General features: G+C 56.8%; 14 protein-coding genes and 2 pseudogenes. 13 read left to right on the top strand and 3 right to left on the bottom strand.

Annotated features, from left to right (window positions below):
* The first annotated feature begins 181 nt into the window (after positions 1-181).
* From GDN47_RS23305 to GDN47_RS23340, 8 genes and pseudogenes are all read left to right on the top strand, one after another.
* A complete protein-coding gene (locus tag GDN47_RS23305) occupies positions 182-469 on the top strand; it encodes a hypothetical protein (protein ID WP_152094347.1) in 288 nt (95 codons plus the stop codon).
* Positions 462-878, top strand: a complete 417-nt coding sequence (locus GDN47_RS23310; protein ID WP_113390723.1) for a gamma-glutamylcyclotransferase family protein — start codon at positions 462-464, stop codon at positions 876-878. Before GDN47_RS23305 ends, GDN47_RS23310 begins: the two co-directional genes overlap by 8 nt.
* A gap of 460 nt (positions 879-1,338) precedes the next feature.
* Positions 1,339-2,082 (top strand): FadR/GntR family transcriptional regulator, encoded by a 744-nt coding sequence (locus GDN47_RS23315; protein ID WP_152094348.1) that lies wholly within the window; start codon positions 1,339-1,341, stop codon positions 2,080-2,082.
* A gap of 168 nt (positions 2,083-2,250) precedes the next feature.
* A complete protein-coding gene (locus GDN47_RS23320) occupies positions 2,251-3,318 on the top strand; it encodes an ABC transporter ATP-binding protein (RefSeq protein WP_113352264.1) in 1,068 nt (355 codons plus the stop codon).
* A 153-nt stretch (positions 3,319-3,471) separates the two neighbouring features.
* Complete coding sequence (locus tag GDN47_RS23325; protein WP_112722171.1) at positions 3,472-4,785, top strand: ABC transporter substrate-binding protein; 1,314 nt, start codon at positions 3,472-3,474, stop codon at positions 4,783-4,785.
* A gap of 66 nt (positions 4,786-4,851) precedes the next feature.
* Entirely contained in the window at positions 4,852-5,787 is a 936-nt protein-coding gene (locus GDN47_RS23330) for a carbohydrate ABC transporter permease (protein WP_113396167.1), read from the top strand.
* A 15-nt stretch (positions 5,788-5,802) separates the two neighbouring features.
* On the top strand, positions 5,803-6,702 hold the full coding sequence (locus tag GDN47_RS23335; RefSeq protein ID WP_069614176.1) for a carbohydrate ABC transporter permease: 900 nt from the start codon (positions 5,803-5,805) through the stop codon (positions 6,700-6,702).
* 321 nt (positions 6,703-7,023) lie between these two features.
* Positions 7,024-7,871, top strand: a pseudogene (locus GDN47_RS23340) (ATP-binding cassette domain-containing protein).
* Between the two features lie 282 nt (positions 7,872-8,153).
* On the opposite strand, the gene GDN47_RS23345 reads toward GDN47_RS23340, so the two are convergent.
* Positions 8,154-8,903: a FadR/GntR family transcriptional regulator gene (locus tag GDN47_RS23345; protein WP_113352262.1), complete on the bottom strand. Its 750-nt coding sequence runs from the start codon at positions 8,901-8,903 to the stop codon at positions 8,154-8,156.
* Positions 8,904-9,260: 357 nt separating this feature from the next.
* On the opposite strand from GDN47_RS23345, the gene GDN47_RS23350 reads away from it, so the two are divergent.
* On the top strand, positions 9,261-10,412 hold the full coding sequence (locus tag GDN47_RS23350; protein WP_152094349.1) for a mandelate racemase/muconate lactonizing enzyme family protein: 1,152 nt from the start codon (positions 9,261-9,263) through the stop codon (positions 10,410-10,412).
* Positions 10,413-10,436: 24 nt separating this feature from the next.
* Entirely contained in the window at positions 10,437-11,741 is a 1,305-nt protein-coding gene (locus GDN47_RS23355; protein ID WP_113420304.1) for an MFS transporter, read from the top strand.
* Positions 11,742-12,041: 300 nt separating this feature from the next.
* Here GDN47_RS23355 and GDN47_RS23360 read toward each other — a convergent pair whose 3' ends face one another.
* Positions 12,042-12,242 carry a Rossmann-fold NAD(P)-binding domain-containing protein gene (locus tag GDN47_RS23360; RefSeq protein WP_145322874.1) on the bottom strand — a complete coding sequence of 67 codons (201 nt, stop codon included), beginning with the start codon at positions 12,240-12,242 and terminating at the stop codon, positions 12,042-12,044.
* Positions 12,243-12,683: 441 nt separating this feature from the next.
* Between GDN47_RS23360 and GDN47_RS32620 the strand changes: the two genes are divergently transcribed.
* The 3 genes and pseudogenes from GDN47_RS32620 (at position 12,684) to GDN47_RS23375 (ending at position 14,033) form a co-directional block, all read left to right on the top strand.
* Positions 12,684-12,842 carry a LysR substrate-binding domain-containing protein gene (locus GDN47_RS32620; protein ID WP_113396164.1) on the top strand — a complete coding sequence of 53 codons (159 nt, stop codon included), beginning with the start codon at positions 12,684-12,686 and terminating at the stop codon, positions 12,840-12,842.
* Between the two features lie 73 nt (positions 12,843-12,915).
* A pseudogene (locus tag GDN47_RS32420) lies at positions 12,916-13,317 on the top strand (transposase family protein); the annotation flags it as partial.
* A 380-nt stretch (positions 13,318-13,697) separates the two neighbouring features.
* A complete protein-coding gene (locus GDN47_RS23375; protein ID WP_145322876.1) occupies positions 13,698-14,033 on the top strand; it encodes a hypothetical protein in 336 nt (111 codons plus the stop codon).
* Positions 14,034-14,233: 200 nt separating this feature from the next.
* On the opposite strand, the gene GDN47_RS23380 is transcribed toward GDN47_RS23375, so the two are convergent.
* A complete protein-coding gene (locus tag GDN47_RS23380; RefSeq protein ID WP_113420301.1) occupies positions 14,234-15,247 on the bottom strand; it encodes a PAS domain S-box protein in 1,014 nt (337 codons plus the stop codon).
* Between the last annotated feature and the right edge of the window lie 140 nt (positions 15,248-15,387).

Genomic DNA, 15,387 nt, shown 5'->3' on the forward strand with positions numbered 1-15,387 from the left:
GTTTTGCCGGACGATGAGCTAGATGATCGAACAAAAGCGATATGAGAGCGCTCTACTTCATCACTGTGTAAGGCCGGATGGAATCATGGGTCAGCTCTCGCAGTATACAAGAAACCTTCCGGAAACTACCAAGAGCTAAAAAGCGTTCTCTTGCTGTGAACCTTATCAGCAGGAGACAGCAATGGCGGATAACAGCACCACGACAATCAGCGCCACATTCCAAATACGTCAGGCAACAAATCTTGTCGTCGAACATCTAGTTCAGGAGCACGCAATTTCGAGGCAGGACATTTTCGCTCAATCGGCAAACGATCGCAACACCGCAGGTTCGGCGGCCTCGGGAGGCGATATCCGGTATGACGAGGGAGCTCGCGGTGACGCACCGTTGGCGGGCGGGATCGAGGTCTCGGCGGATATCGTGCCAAATCCGGCTTACCTTCGCCGAGAGACTTTAGAGCATCATGGTTGAGATCGTCCGCGTATTCGCCTTCGGAACCTTGAAGAAGGGTTTTGTGCTGCATCAGCGAGGCTTGGCAGGCGCGCATTATTGTGGCCGCGCTCAGACGCGAAAGGCCTATCCAATGGTGATCGCGGGTCAATGGTTTGCACCCATGATGTTTGATGAACCTGGAACCGGATCGATCGTCAGCGGCGAACTCTACGAACTGAGCGGGGAAATGCTAAGCAAACTTGATAGGCTCGAGTCCGTCGGCCAGCCTGGGCACTTTCGCAAACGGATCGAACTTGAAACCGCTAGCGGCAATCTTGCTGACGCTTTTGCCTATTTCAAGGCTCGCAGGTTGGCGGTGCCGATATATACTGGCTATCTCTCCACCTATGACGACGATCGCTTCGTTCCAACAGAGCGACGAAGCTGAGTGAGACACGATTGTTTCGAGTTGGACTTTGGAAGGGAGGGCGCAAGCTGCTTCAATGCAGGTAATGCCGATCCGCTCATATAGTCGATGGACGGATCACCTGGGTCCGCGGGCAAAGATTGGCTTGAGGACAGGAAGGTTCGAAGTGAGCGATTAAGCCTGCGCTGAAAACATTGCCAAATGCAATGCGCCTCCCGTTCCGCGCGGGCTTTATCTTCGCCGTCCTGAAACAATCAAGAGGTTTGCCTCAACGGGTGCTTGTGATCAAACTTGTAATCCAATTGAGAAAGGCAGGCGGCGGTCGAGCCGCCTCGCTGGTTAGGCCATGCCAAGCGGCGGTATCGTGGAACCAACAGTTAGACTCCGTGTCGGCGGTGGCAAACGAATTTGTCTTGACTGATTTCCTCAACGATCTTTAATTAACTGATCTACTGGACCAACCAGTGGACCGGGGGGAGCGATGGACGAAAGTCCGATCTTGACCGAGGGGCCGAATATCGCGCGGAGTCTCGCCCGCCGAACGGCGCGTGATGTCATCGCCGAGAAGCTGATGGTCCTGATCGCCACCAATATGTTGCGACCGGGCGACGAGCTACCGGGCGAGCGCGAATTGGCCAACGTTCTCCATGTCAGCCGCGAAACGGTGCGTGGCGCGATTCAGGCGCTCGCCGCGCAGGGCATCATCGAGGTTTCACATGGCAGCCGCAGTCGTGTCTGCGAGGTCGATCTCAGCCACATTACCGTGACGATTGCCTCTTCCAATGCAATTGACGGCTACGATCTGGACTCCGTCCATGCCGCGCGTCTTCATATCGAGCTCAAGGTTGTCGGCGATGCCGCCGAGCGCATCGATGACGTCACTCTGGCAAAGGTGCAGGCTCTGCTGGAGGCTCAGCGCCTCGGGGGTAACGATGCGATGCGTTTCCTGATATGCGACCGCGAATTCCACGTGGCGATCTATCGGGCCTGCGGAAACCCGCTGCTGGCCGCCTTCGTCACCGATTTATACACTTACATGATGAATTACCGCCGCCACGTCATGGCCAAGCCGGGCGCCATCGAGGCAAGCTACCTCGATCATCTGGCCATCTTCGAGGCGCTCGCTCGCCATGATCGCGACGCCGTCGTTGCGGCCTTCGAGCATCATCTGACACGTATTTACGATACGACCAAGGTTCAACTGGCGAGCGGCAATCCGGTCTGATCCGACCAGCATGAGGGGATTTGACTGACATGAATGTGAGGGAGACAAAGATGCCGGTCGGCAGCGGGGAATAGGACGTCGAAATTGGATTAATGCGTTCCGGCGGTGGTGTCTCGGAGGAGGGATGACCGCAGGTCAGGAAAGTGAAAGGTTCTGGGAGGGACTTTTATGGCAGGTGTCGAGTTTGTCGATGTCAGGAAATCATTCGGGGCGTTCCCCGTTATCAAGGGCGTGAACATCGAGATAGCGGACGGTGAATTCGTGATCCTGGTCGGACCGTCCGGGTGCGGAAAATCCACGCTCCTGAGAATGCTTGCCGGGCTCGAGAATATTTCCGCCGGCGAGATCCGTATCGGCAACCGCGTCGTCAATGGAGTGGCACCGGGCGACCGCGACATAGCGATGGTCTTTCAGAATTATGCGCTTTATCCACATATGTCGGTGGCCCAGAACATGGCTTTCTCGCTGATGCTCAAACGCGCGCCGAAAGCGGACATGGATCAGCGTGTCAAGAAAGCGGCGGAAATCCTGGGTCTGACCAAACTTCTCGACCGCTATCCCCGCCAGCTTTCCGGCGGTCAGCGTCAGCGTGTCGCCATGGGCCGGGCGATCGTGCGCGATCCCCAGGTTTTCCTCTTCGACGAACCGCTTTCCAATCTTGATGCCAAGCTCCGGGTCGCAATGCGCGCAGAAATCAAGGAGCTTCACCAACGTCTTGGCACCACGACCGTTTACGTCACGCATGATCAGATCGAGGCCATGACGATGGCCGACAAGATTGTCGTCATGCATGATGGCGTCGTCGAGCAAGTAGGTAAGCCGCTGGATCTCTACGACACGCCTGCCAATCTTTTCGTCGCAGGCTTCATCGGTTCGCCGGCGATGAACATGATCAGAGGCCGCCTCGATCCGAAGAGCGATGGCCGGTTTATCGCGTCGGATGGTACCGTCCTGCCCATTGCAAATCCGCCTGCCGGCGCAAAGGGTCGGGATCTCGTCTATGGGTTGCGTCCGGAATACATCATGCTCGATGCCGATGGGCTGCCCGCGGAAATCATCGTGATCGAACCGACAGGCTATGAGACGCAGATGACGGTTCGCTTCGGCGGCAGCGATGTCAATTGCATCTTCCGGGAGAGGATTAGTGCCAAACCCGGAGATACGCTGCGCATTTCCATCGATGTGCCGCATGTCCATCTCTTCGACGCAGAAAGCGGTCAGAGATTGACGATTTGATGTCGCTTCGGTGGGGAGCCGGAAGAAGAGGAGTCTTCCTGCTCACCTATCGATGCGGAAGCATTCGACCGGTTCGAATGCGATAGTCGTCGTCCACCAAACGGGAAGGTGGGCGCCGGGGGAATTTGCTCCCGTTTTCAAAGGAGGAGTATCATGCCATTCAAGAGACGTGACTTTCTTGCCGCATCGGCGGCAGCGGCCGGGATCGCCGGCCTCGCGCCGCTCGGAATACGCCCATCTTTCGCTCAAGCCGAACCCAGCTACACGCCCGAAAAGGGCGCGAGCCTCCGGCTGCTTCGCTGGACCCCCTTCGTCAAGGGAGACGAGGATGCCTGGCTTGCAAATACCAAGAAATTCACCGAGACGACGGGCGTTGAGGTTCGTATCGACAAGGAAAGCTGGGAAGATATCCGACCGAAGGCCGCCGTCGCCGCCAATGTCGGTTCCGGCCCCGACATGGTCATGTGCTGGTTCGACGATGCTCATCAGTATCCTGACAAACTCGTCGACCTGACGGAACTCGGCAACTACCTCGGCAACAAATATGGCGGCTGGTATGACGGCGTGCGCGGTTATGCAACCCGCGGCGACAAGTTCATCGCCATGCCGCTGACAGCGATCGGCAATGCCGTCGTTTATCGCGACAGCCATGTAAAGGCGGCCGGCTTCAGCGAATTCCCCAAGGACACCGCCGGGTTCCTTGAGCTTTGCAAGGCCATGAAGGCCAAAGGCACGCCCGCCGGCTTTCCGCATGGCAAGGCGGTCGGTGACGGCAACAACTACGCCCATTGGCTGCTTTGGAGCCATGGCGGCAAGATGGTGGACGAAAGCGGTAAGGTGACCATCAACAGCCCTGAAACGCTGGCGGCAATCCACTATGCGAAGGATCTTTATGCGACCTTCATCCCCGGCACGGAAAGCTGGCAGGACATCAACAACAACCGGGCCTTCCTTGCCGGACAAGTATCGCTGATCGCCAACGGCGTTTCGGTCTATTACGCAGCTAAAAAAGATCCGAAGCTCGCCGAAATCGCGGCCGATATCAGAACCACGAACTTCCCGATCGGTCCGGTCGGCAAGAGTGTCGAACTGCACCAGACGAGCTCGCTGGTTCTCTTCAGCCATACCAAATATCCGGAAGCAGCCAAGGCCTATATCAAGTTCATGATGGAAGGCGACCAGATGAACGCCTGGATCCAAGGATCGAGCGCCTATTGCTGCCAACCCTTGAAGGCCTTTGCCAACAATCCCGTCTGGACCGCCGATCCCGTCCATGCACCCTATGCACGCGCATCGGAAACGCTGCGCCCGAACGGCTATGCCGGTCCACTGGGCTATGCTTCGGCGGGTGTGATGGCCGATTACGTGCTCGTCGACATGTTCGCCGCCGCGGTGACCGGCCAGATGACGCCGGAGGATGCGATGAAAGAGGCTGAGCGCCGCGCAAACCGCTACTACAAGGTTTGATCGCCCGCTAAGACCTGCAGCATGCCGGCGACGGCATGCTGCGACTGTCCATCAGGAGATAATGCCATGTCGACCGTGACATCCAGCGATACGACGCGCGGCCCGATCAGATCGCTCATGCAGAACAACAATATGCTCGGCTTCCTCTTCATGTTGCCGGCGGCCATCTTTCTGGTTTGTTTTCTCACCTATCCGCTGGGACTTGGAGTCTGGCTCGGCTTCACGGACACGCGGATCGGGCGCAGCGGCAGCTTTATCGGATTGGAGAATTATCAATTCCTGGCCAATGATTCCGTATTTTGGTTGTCGGTCTTCAATACGCTGCTCTACACCTTCATCGCCTCGATCCTGAAATTCGTGCTCGGCCTTTGGTTGGCACTGCTTCTCAATCAGCACCTGCCATTCAAATCCTTCTTCCGGGCGATCGTGCTTCTGCCCTGGGTGGTGCCGACGGTGCTTTCGGGATTGGCATTCTGGTGGATCTACGACTCCCAGTTTTCGATTATCTCATGGTCGCTGATGAAGATCGGCGTGATCCATGGCCCGATCAATTTCCTCGGCGATCCGACCAATGCGCGGATCTCAGTCATCATCGCCAATGTCTGGCGCGGCATTCCCTTCGTCGCGATCTCGCTGCTTGCCGGCCTGCAGACAATCCCTGCTTCGCTGCAGGAGGCGGCATCGCTTGATGGCGCCACAAGCTGGCAGCGTTTCCGTTATGTAACGCTACCGATGTTGACCCCCATCATCGCCGTCGTGATGACCTTCTCCGTGCTGTTCACATTCACGGATTTCCAGTTGATCTATGTGCTGACCAAGGGCGGGCCGGTCAACGCGACGCATCTGATGGCGACACTGTCTTTTCAGCGTGGCATCCCGGGCGGGCAGCTCGGCGAGGGCGCGGCAATCGCGGTGGCCATGATCCCGTTCCTACTCGCCGCCATCATGTTCAGCTTTTTCGGTCTGCAGCGCCGCAAATGGCAGCAGGGTGGACAAGACTGAGACCGGGAGGACGCCATGACCATCAAAACCGAGACGGCCAATCCCGTTCTGACCGATGACATCCAAGGGATGGGCTATCTGAACCGCCTGCCTCGCCGTATCGTCATGCTCTACCTGCCGATGGCGGTCTTCGTCTTCGTGCTTCTATTTCCCTTCTACTGGATGGCCATAACGGCTATCAAGCCAAACGCACAGCTGACCGACTATAATAACTATAGCCCCTTTTGGGTCGTGGGGCCGACGCTCGATCACATCAAGTACCTATTCTTTGAAACCTCCTATCCGGGCTGGCTTTGGAACACGATATTGGTGGCGGTGGGATCGACGGCGCTGTCGTTGCTGGCATCGATTTTTGGCGCCTACGCGATCGAACGCGTGCGTTTTACCGGCTCTCGTTCGATCGGGTTGCTGATTTTTCTAGCCTACCTCGTTCCGCCTTCGATCCTGTTCATTCCCCTGGCGTTCATCGTCTTCAAGCTTGGAATTTACGATTCCAGACTTGCGCTCATCTTCACCTATCCCACCTTCCTCATTCCCTTCTGCACATGGCTGCTGATGGGCTACTTCAGGTCGATACCCTTCGAGCTGGAAGAAAGCGCGCTGGTCGATGGCGCCAGCCGCTGGCAGATCCTTGTCAAAATTATCCTTCCGCTGGCGGTGCCTGGGCTGATTTCGGCTGGCATCTTCGCGTTTACGCTTTCCTGGAACGAATTCATCTACGCGCTTACCTTCATTCAATCGTCGGAAAACAAAACAATTCCGGTTGGTGTACTGACGGAATTGGTTCGCGGCGATGTCTTTGAGTGGGGTTCGCTCATGGCCGGCGCTTTATTTGGTTCATTGCCGGTCGTTATCCTCTACTCTTTCTTCGTCGATTACTACGTCTCGTCGATGACCGGTGCTGTGAAAGAATGATGGACGCTCCGACAGCGGATCGGTGGTACGCGGTCCGCTGCCTGCGCTTTTCGGCATTTAGTAGATTACCGATCAAGGGGTGATGTCACGTTGTCGAACGATCACTGAGCATCCGGGACGAGGCTGAGTTCAGGTGATGGCGCCAGTAACGCTTTCCAATGCGCCATTGCGCGGATGGCGATGGATGTGAGTGGCGAGAGCGGAGCGTCTGTGACGTGGAGTGACGAAGAGATTTGGGAGGACCGCGCTGCCGACAGGTGCGCCCGGCGATGGTGACCAAAGGGCACGGTGCGGCCGAGGGCAGTATCGCTTGTCTGGTCCATGGTGGAGGCGTGCAATGAGAAGCGCGAGAAAGCGCTGGAAGTCGATCAGCTGAGTCGTGTCTTCGACGTTTCCACTGCCTGGCTCAACCGGATGATCGATCGCAAGCCAAAGTGCTATCTACACGTCGTGCAGGATGTCGCTCTCGTCATCGGAGAGGCAAATCCTGGCGCTTGGGGGTGAATCCGACTGCGGCAAGTTCATCGTGGCGCGACTTGTCATCGGGCTCCATGGCCCCAGTGAAGGCGTCATCGTGTTCGGGCCGTCCTCAGACGGCCGCCCGATGGAGGCGCAGATGATCTTAGGATCCGCATGCCAGCCTCAATCCGCGCTGGCGGGTCGGCGACATCATTGCCGAGCCAATCCGCGAGTTTGGCTTGCGTGAAGGACATGACGCGATCGATGAGCGCGTAGCGGAACTGCTGCGCACCGTCGGTCTTTTGCCCGATGATGCCAAGCGCTTTTGCACAAGTTTTCCGGTGGGCAGCGACAGCCATATCGATCGCTCGCGCGCTGGCAAGCGAGCCGGAATTTCTCGTTTGCGACGAACCAACATCGGCGCTCGACGTTTCTGTTCAGGCGCAGGTCCTCAATCTTATGCATGAACTGCAAGACGAGCTTGGGCTCACCTATCTCTTCATAAGCCACAATCTTGCCGTCGTCCGTCCCATGGCTGACCGGATCGTCGTCATGTATCTTAGCCACCAAGCCCCCTTGAGCCCCCGGAAGGATGTGCCTTTCATCCCCGCTGTCCGAAAGCGACTGAGATCTGTTAGTCGGTCACCCCTGACGTACGCCTGCGTCGGGGTGGCGGCGCGATTGCCTGTCATCTGGCGCCAAAAGACTAGATAACGATTGTAGAGTTCTACGACGCGCGAAGGAATGCACGGTTCGCAATGGAAATTACTCGCTTCGCCGAATGCAAGAAGCAGATGGAATATTGCCGACAAGCAGATGAAGACCTTTTGTGCACTTGGAGATAAGATTGCACACAAGCGCGGATTCTCGACGCAGATCGGCTAAGCGACGGGACGGACCCGCATATCGTCACGAGTGCTCGAACTTTATAAATCCCATCTATAACGTATTCTAAGCGGGTGGGTGCATCCGAAGATCTTATCACCTGGCAGTCAGATCGGATTGGGCTGGTCTCCCGCGGGTGGCTCTGGTGCAGTAATCGACCGATGATCGAGACGGTCCGCGCCCTCGGCGCCGCGAGCTATCATCGCCATGGCGATATGACGGGCCTCGTCCGCGAAGCCTCCCATGATGGCATTGGCGAGCGCCAGATGAATGATCGGGTTCGGATCATAAACGAGATCGCGATCGTGCAAACTCAGATCCGCCGTGAACAGGGTACGAAGCATGATCTCCAGCGATCTGCCTATGCCGAGTAACAAACTATTGTGGCTTGCTCGCAGGACCGCGAGGTGAAAGGCGATGTCTTGCTCAATTGCCGCGACCGTCGGAAGATCTTGCATGGCCATTGCAAGCGCTTGAATGTGTTGCTTCTCTTCGGCCGTCGCATTTCGAGCAGCCATGGATGCGGCGCCGGGCTCGATAAGTTCCCGCAATTGCGCGACCTCACGTCGAAACATGGCGTGCGATTTGCGATCTTTAAGTTTCCAACGGATGATGTCGGCATCCAGCCCGTTCCATTCTTCCTTCATGGCGACGCGGGACCCGTAGCGGCGCGCGGTCCTGATCAATCCTTTGCCTGCCAAGACTTTGACGGCTTCCCGCAAGGCGTTTCTTCCGACACCGAAGCGAGAGGCGAGTTCAGATTCCAGCGGCAACTGCTCTCCAGGTTGCCAATCACCTTCCACGATGGATCTGCCGAACCTTTCGACGGTGTCCATAATCACGCCCTTCGGAAGCATGGTCTTCTCCTGCTTGCAAACATTCTAGATCCTATCTATAACGCATTTAACGCTTGGGGAGGGCAAGCAGTCATCGGCAAATGTCGCAGATGTTAGTTTGATAGATCAAGTCAGGTCTAACCCGCAATCCAGGGAGGAGCCGATCCTGTGCGAACATTTATAGGAAATCTGTCGCAGCGATGCTGGGCCGGATAACAAACCTCACATCAGAGGCTGGATCCAGAGCACCAGCGCATTTGGCGTCCTTTGACTGCTTCGCTTGCATTGAAGGGCGACGTTGTCGGCGCGGCCTACCTTCCTGGGCGTCACGGTTTGACGAAACTCACATTAGTTCATTCTCCCAACGGACGAATATCCATGAAAATCGAAAGAATAGAGTGCTTCACACCACGGGTTGGTCATCGCAATCAGCTGCTGGTCAAGGTGACGACTTCAGATGGAATTCATGGTTGGGGCGAGTCCGGTTTAACGGGCAGGGAACATGCCGTCATCGGGGCGATCCGTCATTACGAACAGTTCCTGATCGGCTGCGATGTTCGGCGGGCCGGGGCTCTGTGGCAGGAAATGTACCGCAGCCAATATTTCGAAGGTGGTCGTGTACTGACGGCGGCAATTGGCGCGCTGGACATCGCCTTCCACGATATTCGCGCAAAGGCGCTCGGCGTGCCCGTTTACGACCTTCTCGGGGGCAAGCATCGCGAGCGCGTCCCAGCGTTTGCGACCGCGCCGGCCAATCCCGGTCCCGAGATGATCGAGCAGGCGATAATCCTGAAGGATGCGGGCTGGAACTCCATCCGCTTCGTTCCGTGGGGCCAACACTCCTTTGATCTTTTCGAGCCGCGAGAGTCGATCGCGCGCACCGCTCCCTGGATGATTAAGGCGAGAGAGGAGGTGGGCGCGGAAGTCGTTCTGGGGATCGACTACCATCACCGGCTCAGCGTCGCCGAAGCCGCCTCGTTCTGCCAGAAGATGCCTTCCGGAACCCTCGATTACATCGAAGAGCCGATCCGTGACGAGACGCCGGAGGCCTATGAGGCGCTTCGAAAAATGACCGATGTACCCTTCGCGATCGGCGAGGAGTTTTCCTCGAAGTGGCAATTCTTGCCCTATATCGAGCGCGATATTCATCAATTCAATCGGTTGGATATTTGCAATGTGGGCGGTTTTACCGAAGCCATGAAGGTCGCCGGCTGGAGCGAGGCGCATTACGTCGACCTGATGCCACACAATCCGCTGGGACCTGTCTGCACGGCGGCGACCGTGCATTTGGCAGCGGCGGTGCCCAACTTCGCTTGGCTGGAGTGTCGGGCGTCACCGGTCGAACAGCTTGGTTTTGATTCGCGTGAACTCTTTCCGTCACAGGCCGAGTTGAATGGCAGTTCCTATGACGTACCGCAGTTTCCGGGTTTGGGGATCGAGGTGAACGAAGACGCGCTGAACAAGCTCGACTTTCAATATTTCGAGCCGCCCCACCTGCGCCGTGGCGATGGAAGTTTCACCAATTGGTGATTGGAGGACCGGGAGGAATAGACTATGGCAATTTCAACATACTATGCGTCGGCGAGCCGGACGCGATATGTCATTACCGCACTCTTATTTATAACCGGTGTGATCAATTACCTCGATCGCACCAATCTGTCGATCACGGCACCGTCTTTGTCGGCGGAACTGAAAATCGACCCGGTGACCATGGGATGGTTGTTTTCGGCATTTGGATGGACCTACACGGCCATGCAGATCCCTGGCGGGTGGCTCGCTGATCGTGTCCATCCGCGAATCGTCTATCCCCTGACAATCCTCGTTTGGTCGGTGGCAACTTTCAGTCTCGGTTTCGTCGCCGGGATCGTCAGCCTCTTTATCCTTCGACTTGCCGTAGGCGTTTTCGAGGCGCCGAGCTATATCGTCAACAACAGGATCGTCACAACCTGGTTTCCCGAGCGAGAACGGGCCACCACAATCGGCATCTATATCTCCGCGCAATATGTGGGTCTCGGCTTTCTTACGCCGGTTCTCGTCTGGATTGAAGCCGCCTACGGCTGGCGTTCAGTGTTTGTCCTGACGGGTATCCTCGGTTTGATCGCTGCCATTTTGTGGGCGACGATCTATCGCGATCCAAGCAAGTTCAAAGGGACAAACGACGCGGAACTCGATCTTATCCGGGAAGGCGGTGGCGTTCCCGAGCTGAGTTCACGCTTGGTGAGGGAACAGGCAGGCCGCAAATCCTTTACCTGGTCCGATCTTGTGGTCGTGCTCAGCAAGAAGAAGCTGTGGGGACTCTATATCGGTCAGTTCAGCTACTTGGCTTCTGCTAACTTTTTCCTTACCTGGTTCCCGACGTATCTGGTTCAATACCGACATCTCGATTTCATCAAAGCCGGATTCTATGCCTCCGTGCCGTTTCTCGCCGGTTTTGGGGGCGTGCTCGTCTCCGGCTTCATCTCGGACGCGCTTCTTCGTGCCGGCTATAGTCTGAGCGCCTCACGCAAAATCCCGGTCCTTACGGGTATCGCTCTCTCCGTCCTGATCGTGGGTGCGCAATTCGTTGAGAGCCCTGGACTCATCATCATGCTTTTGGCCATCGCATTCTTCGGAACGGGAATGGCCTCGATTACCTGGTCCTACGTATCAGCATTGGCGCCGGAACGATTGATTGGCTTGACAGGTGGCGTCTTCAACCTGTTCGGAGGCCTCTCGAGCATCGTGATACCAATCGCAATTGGTTATCTCGTCAATGGTGGGAGCTTCGCGCCTGGGCTCGCTCTATGCTCCGGCCTGGCGGTAGTGGCGGCTTGCTGTTACATTTTTCTCGTCGGGCGAATGGAGCGGGTAGAAGAGTAGATATTCGTCGCAAGGCCATCCATCTGGCAACTGTTGACAGAATTCGATTTGGGGAGCCGGTTGGCTTTAAACTAATCCAACTGACAGCACACGTGTATTCAATTCCTCGACCATCTGGCTCACGAGAAGTCTCGTGGCGCCACTTGCGCCGTTTTCACTGCCTTCCGCCCCTCGGCGCGAGGCGAGATTGGTGCGCTCGATCTGCCTCCTTAGGCCGCCACCCGCCCAATTTGTCCGCGTGTTCCTGTGTAAAATCCACAAACCATGTCGGTTGGACGCCAAACGTCTGATGCGTGGCCATCAGCACCTTAGCGACGGGTGCCTCAGCCGCTCCTCGGTTTGTTCGTCGAGCGCGTCGACGAAGTCTTCGGGCAGCCCCCTGTCAAGCAAATCCCGACGTCGCTCTTCAGGGGTAATGCTGACATATTTTACCGGCTTCCCGATTGACGCGGAAATGCGCGCTGCAATTTCGTCCATCTTCAGGGCTTCAGGACCGGTCATGTCGAGACTTTCCCCCTCGTGACCACCGTCTCGAAGCAGACGGTATGCGATCTTGGCAATATCCTCGGCGTCTATTGGCGAAAGCGATATGTTCCCGAAGGGAAGGCGGAGCGTAAGTGAGCGGACCGGAGTGTGATCCATGCTTCGAAAGAACGTCCTGCATGTCGATCAATGGGATCGGATGCAGACGCCTTTGTGGTACGAAGAGGATATGTCCGCCCCGCAACTTGAGCGTGAGCAGTAAGATGAACAGATCTACGGCCAACGTGAGCTCGACGGCGGCCCCCCTTTGGGCGGGTGGCAGGAAAGCGGCGATAGGTCGAGACCTGCACTTATTGTTAAGCCGGCGCCTCCGTGGATTGCCCGCCATAAGTTCTCTTTTCAGCGATCGAGGCTTCAGGCGTGGCCGGATTGGGATTGATACAGGTTCCCCGCTAACGCATGACGCATCAGATCGCCGCCGGGCAGTTGGTTCCAATACTGGAAGCGTTCCGACCCCCGCCGATGCCTGTTTCCGTGCTCTACCCGCAGAACCGTCACCTATCGTCGCGGATCAGGGTCTTCATTGACTGGCTCACCGAGGTGTTTCATGATCCCTAGGGCGGAGAAAGAGCGGTGATGTCCTGGGCATGAGATGTGGGAGGCTTAACGGTTGATGGATGACCGGGTGCGGATGAGCTCGCCGACGATTAGTCACAAGAACCGCTGCTTTCCACCACAGATCATTGCTCGTGCAGTCTGGCTCTATTTCCGGTTCCTCTTAAGTCGGCGGTTGGTCGAGGACATGTTTCCGAGCGTGGCATCGTCGTGTCTTATGAAACGATCCGGCGATGGGGCTGCAAACTCGGTGTGGCTCACGCAAAGCCGTTGGGCAGAAGGAAACCTTCGCGAAATAATATCTGGTATTTGGACGAGGTGCTGATATCCATCGGTCGGAAGCTTTGGCCACGGCGAGCCGTCGATCAGGATGAAATCGTCCAGGTCGTCGCGGCACGACAATGGCCAAACGGTTGCTTGTCAGACTGGCGAACAAGCAAGGCCTGTCGACGAAAACGCCCTTGTCACCGACAAGCTCAGTGCTTGCGACGGTCACTGTCGACACCACGGCCATCACGCGTGACAATGCAAAGTAGATGATGGGCAAATTGGACCCTAGAGGCCAATCCGGCTGGACGTAGGATTGAGCGGATTACATGGCGACCGCCATCGGGCCACTGTCAGCGCGTATACCTCAACGCAGTCGTCGGTCTGGATGGTCGCCCGTTTATCTGATCAAGAGCATAAGCTATTGCCGCACCTCGTGCTGGAGCTTTTGAGCATGGCTATCTCGATGGTCAAAAGGCACGTCAGTGCGTTGATTTCCGTCAGCGAACGGTCCGCCGAAACGGCAGGTTCATCTCTCGCCGACGATTGCGCGCGCGGGTCGCGGCATGGGCCGCCGCTCAGAACTTTGTGTTGAAAGAATCCGAAGGCGGCTCTGGTGAGGATGCTTCAACAAGTCTTTTTGGTCTGAAGTACGCGATCTTGTCGGCTCATCAGGACAAAGATGGCGCTCGTATAGTGGTTAAAGGACAGGACGGTCGCGTGAACAACGCGATGCTGACGTCGTTTGCCCTGCTTCTGCACGAGTTCGCTACGAACGCGATAAAATATGGTTCACTTTCGGTAAACCGGGGGCGCGTCGAAATTGAGGTTACATACAACGATAGTGTCGTGCTGACGTGGACAGAGGTCGTTGGACCACCGGCGCGGGTTTCCCGAAGGCTCGGCGGGCTTCGGATCGGAGCTTGAACGCATGACAATCGCGTCATTGAAGGGATCGATCCACCGAGAATGGCGTTCCGATGGGCTGCGCATCATCGTCGAAATTCCTAATCGCCCTTCGCACGGTTAGCTTGAATGTTGACTGGCCGGAACTCGGCGACGACGACCCGGCTCGATTGAGCTAGGGGCCTCGTCAAAAGCGGCGGGATCATATTCCGACGCGGTCCTCAACCAAGCGACTCTTGCGGGATCCTCAAGCGGATGCGCAAGCCGTCCGACATCCAATCTCGTGTAATCGAGCCCTTGAGGGCTTCCACTGCGACACTTTCCAATTGCGAGCCAAAACCAGTTGTGCCGGTCGGCGCCTGAACAGGGGGGCCGCCGGTTTCCACCCAATTCAAGTCGAGGCCATCTTCGTCCCGGACCTCGACATTGACTTGGCCTTCCGGTGACGATAGCGCGCCGTACTTTATCGAGTTCGTGACCAATTCGTGAAGAACCAAGGCGATCGACGTCAGTGCAACCGCACCGACCTCAATGTCGTTGCCTTTGGCAGTGATGCGTACGCTCTCCGAGTCCAGGTGGGCTGCGAAAATGGCTTGAATGAGCGCAAAGAGGCTGGCCGAACCGCTGGAGTGTGCCACGCCGCCGCCCTTGCCCAAAACGAGGTCGTGGGCGACGGACAGTGCTCTGATACGCGCGCGTAGGTCACCGGCAAGGTCGCCAGCGTTCGTGGTTGTTCGTTCGCTCAGGGACACGAGCGAATGCATGATGGCGAAGAGGTTCTTCACCCGGTGGCTCATCTCGCGCAACAGAAGATCTTGCCTCTCAATCAACCGCTTTCGCTCCGAGATGTCCCGGACAATCTTGGAAGCGCCGACAATTACGCCATCCTTGTCACGGACGGGTGAAATCGTCAGTGAAATCTCAACAAGGGTACCATCTTTGCGGCGCCTCACCGTTTCATAATGCTCAATCCGCTTGCCAGCCCGAATTGAGGCGATGATGGCCGCTTCCTCGTTCAGTCGATCGGGTGGCACGATAATGGTGATGGGCTGTCCGATTGCGTCGGCGGCGAGAAAACCGAACAACCGCTCGGCGCTCTTATTCCAACTCGTGATTACGCCGTCGACGGATTTGCTGATGATGGCGTCCTCGGAGCTTTCGACGATGGCGGCAAGCCAAGCGTCAGCCGATAGGGACAGGGCGGCCGAATGAACATCTTTGCGTTCCTGTGACAATTGCTTCTCCTTCTCTTGCGCTGTCGCAGATTGCGAGAATCAATTCACCTTTCCGTCTCTCCGATTGACCGCGTTTCGACTCCTTGGATCGATCGGAGGAACCGCATGATTATTTCCACTGTATAATGACTACCGGGCCC

The organism is Martinezella dioscoreae (genome assembly GCF_009176305.1).
In the GTDB taxonomy this organism is placed as follows: Bacteria; Pseudomonadota; Alphaproteobacteria; order Rhizobiales; family Rhizobiaceae; genus Rhizobium; species Rhizobium dioscoreae.

Coding starts and splice junctions, on each gene's coding strand:
- GDN47_RS23330 (WP_113396167.1), top strand. CDS start 4,852: ATGTCGACCGTGACATCCAGCGATACGACGCGCGGCCCGATCAGATCG.
- GDN47_RS32620 (WP_113396164.1), top strand. CDS start 12,684: ATGACGCATCAGATCGCCGCCGGGCAGTTGGTTCCAATACTGGAAGCG.
- GDN47_RS23335 (WP_069614176.1), top strand. CDS start 5,803: ATGACCATCAAAACCGAGACGGCCAATCCCGTTCTGACCGATGACATC.
- GDN47_RS23355 (WP_113420304.1), top strand. CDS start 10,437: ATGGCAATTTCAACATACTATGCGTCGGCGAGCCGGACGCGATATGTC.
- GDN47_RS23350 (WP_152094349.1), top strand. CDS start 9,261: ATGAAAATCGAAAGAATAGAGTGCTTCACACCACGGGTTGGTCATCGC.
- GDN47_RS23305 (WP_152094347.1), top strand. CDS start 182: ATGGCGGATAACAGCACCACGACAATCAGCGCCACATTCCAAATACGT.
- GDN47_RS23315 (WP_152094348.1), top strand. CDS start 1,339: ATGGACGAAAGTCCGATCTTGACCGAGGGGCCGAATATCGCGCGGAGT.
- GDN47_RS23320 (WP_113352264.1), top strand. CDS start 2,251: ATGGCAGGTGTCGAGTTTGTCGATGTCAGGAAATCATTCGGGGCGTTC.
- GDN47_RS23310 (WP_113390723.1), top strand. CDS start 462: ATGGTTGAGATCGTCCGCGTATTCGCCTTCGGAACCTTGAAGAAGGGT.
- GDN47_RS23360 (WP_145322874.1), bottom strand. CDS start 12,242: ATGACCGGTCCTGAAGCCCTGAAGATGGACGAAATTGCAGCGCGCATT.
- GDN47_RS23325 (WP_112722171.1), top strand. CDS start 3,472: ATGCCATTCAAGAGACGTGACTTTCTTGCCGCATCGGCGGCAGCGGCC.
- GDN47_RS23345 (WP_113352262.1), bottom strand. CDS start 8,903: ATGCTTCCGAAGGGCGTGATTATGGACACCGTCGAAAGGTTCGGCAGA.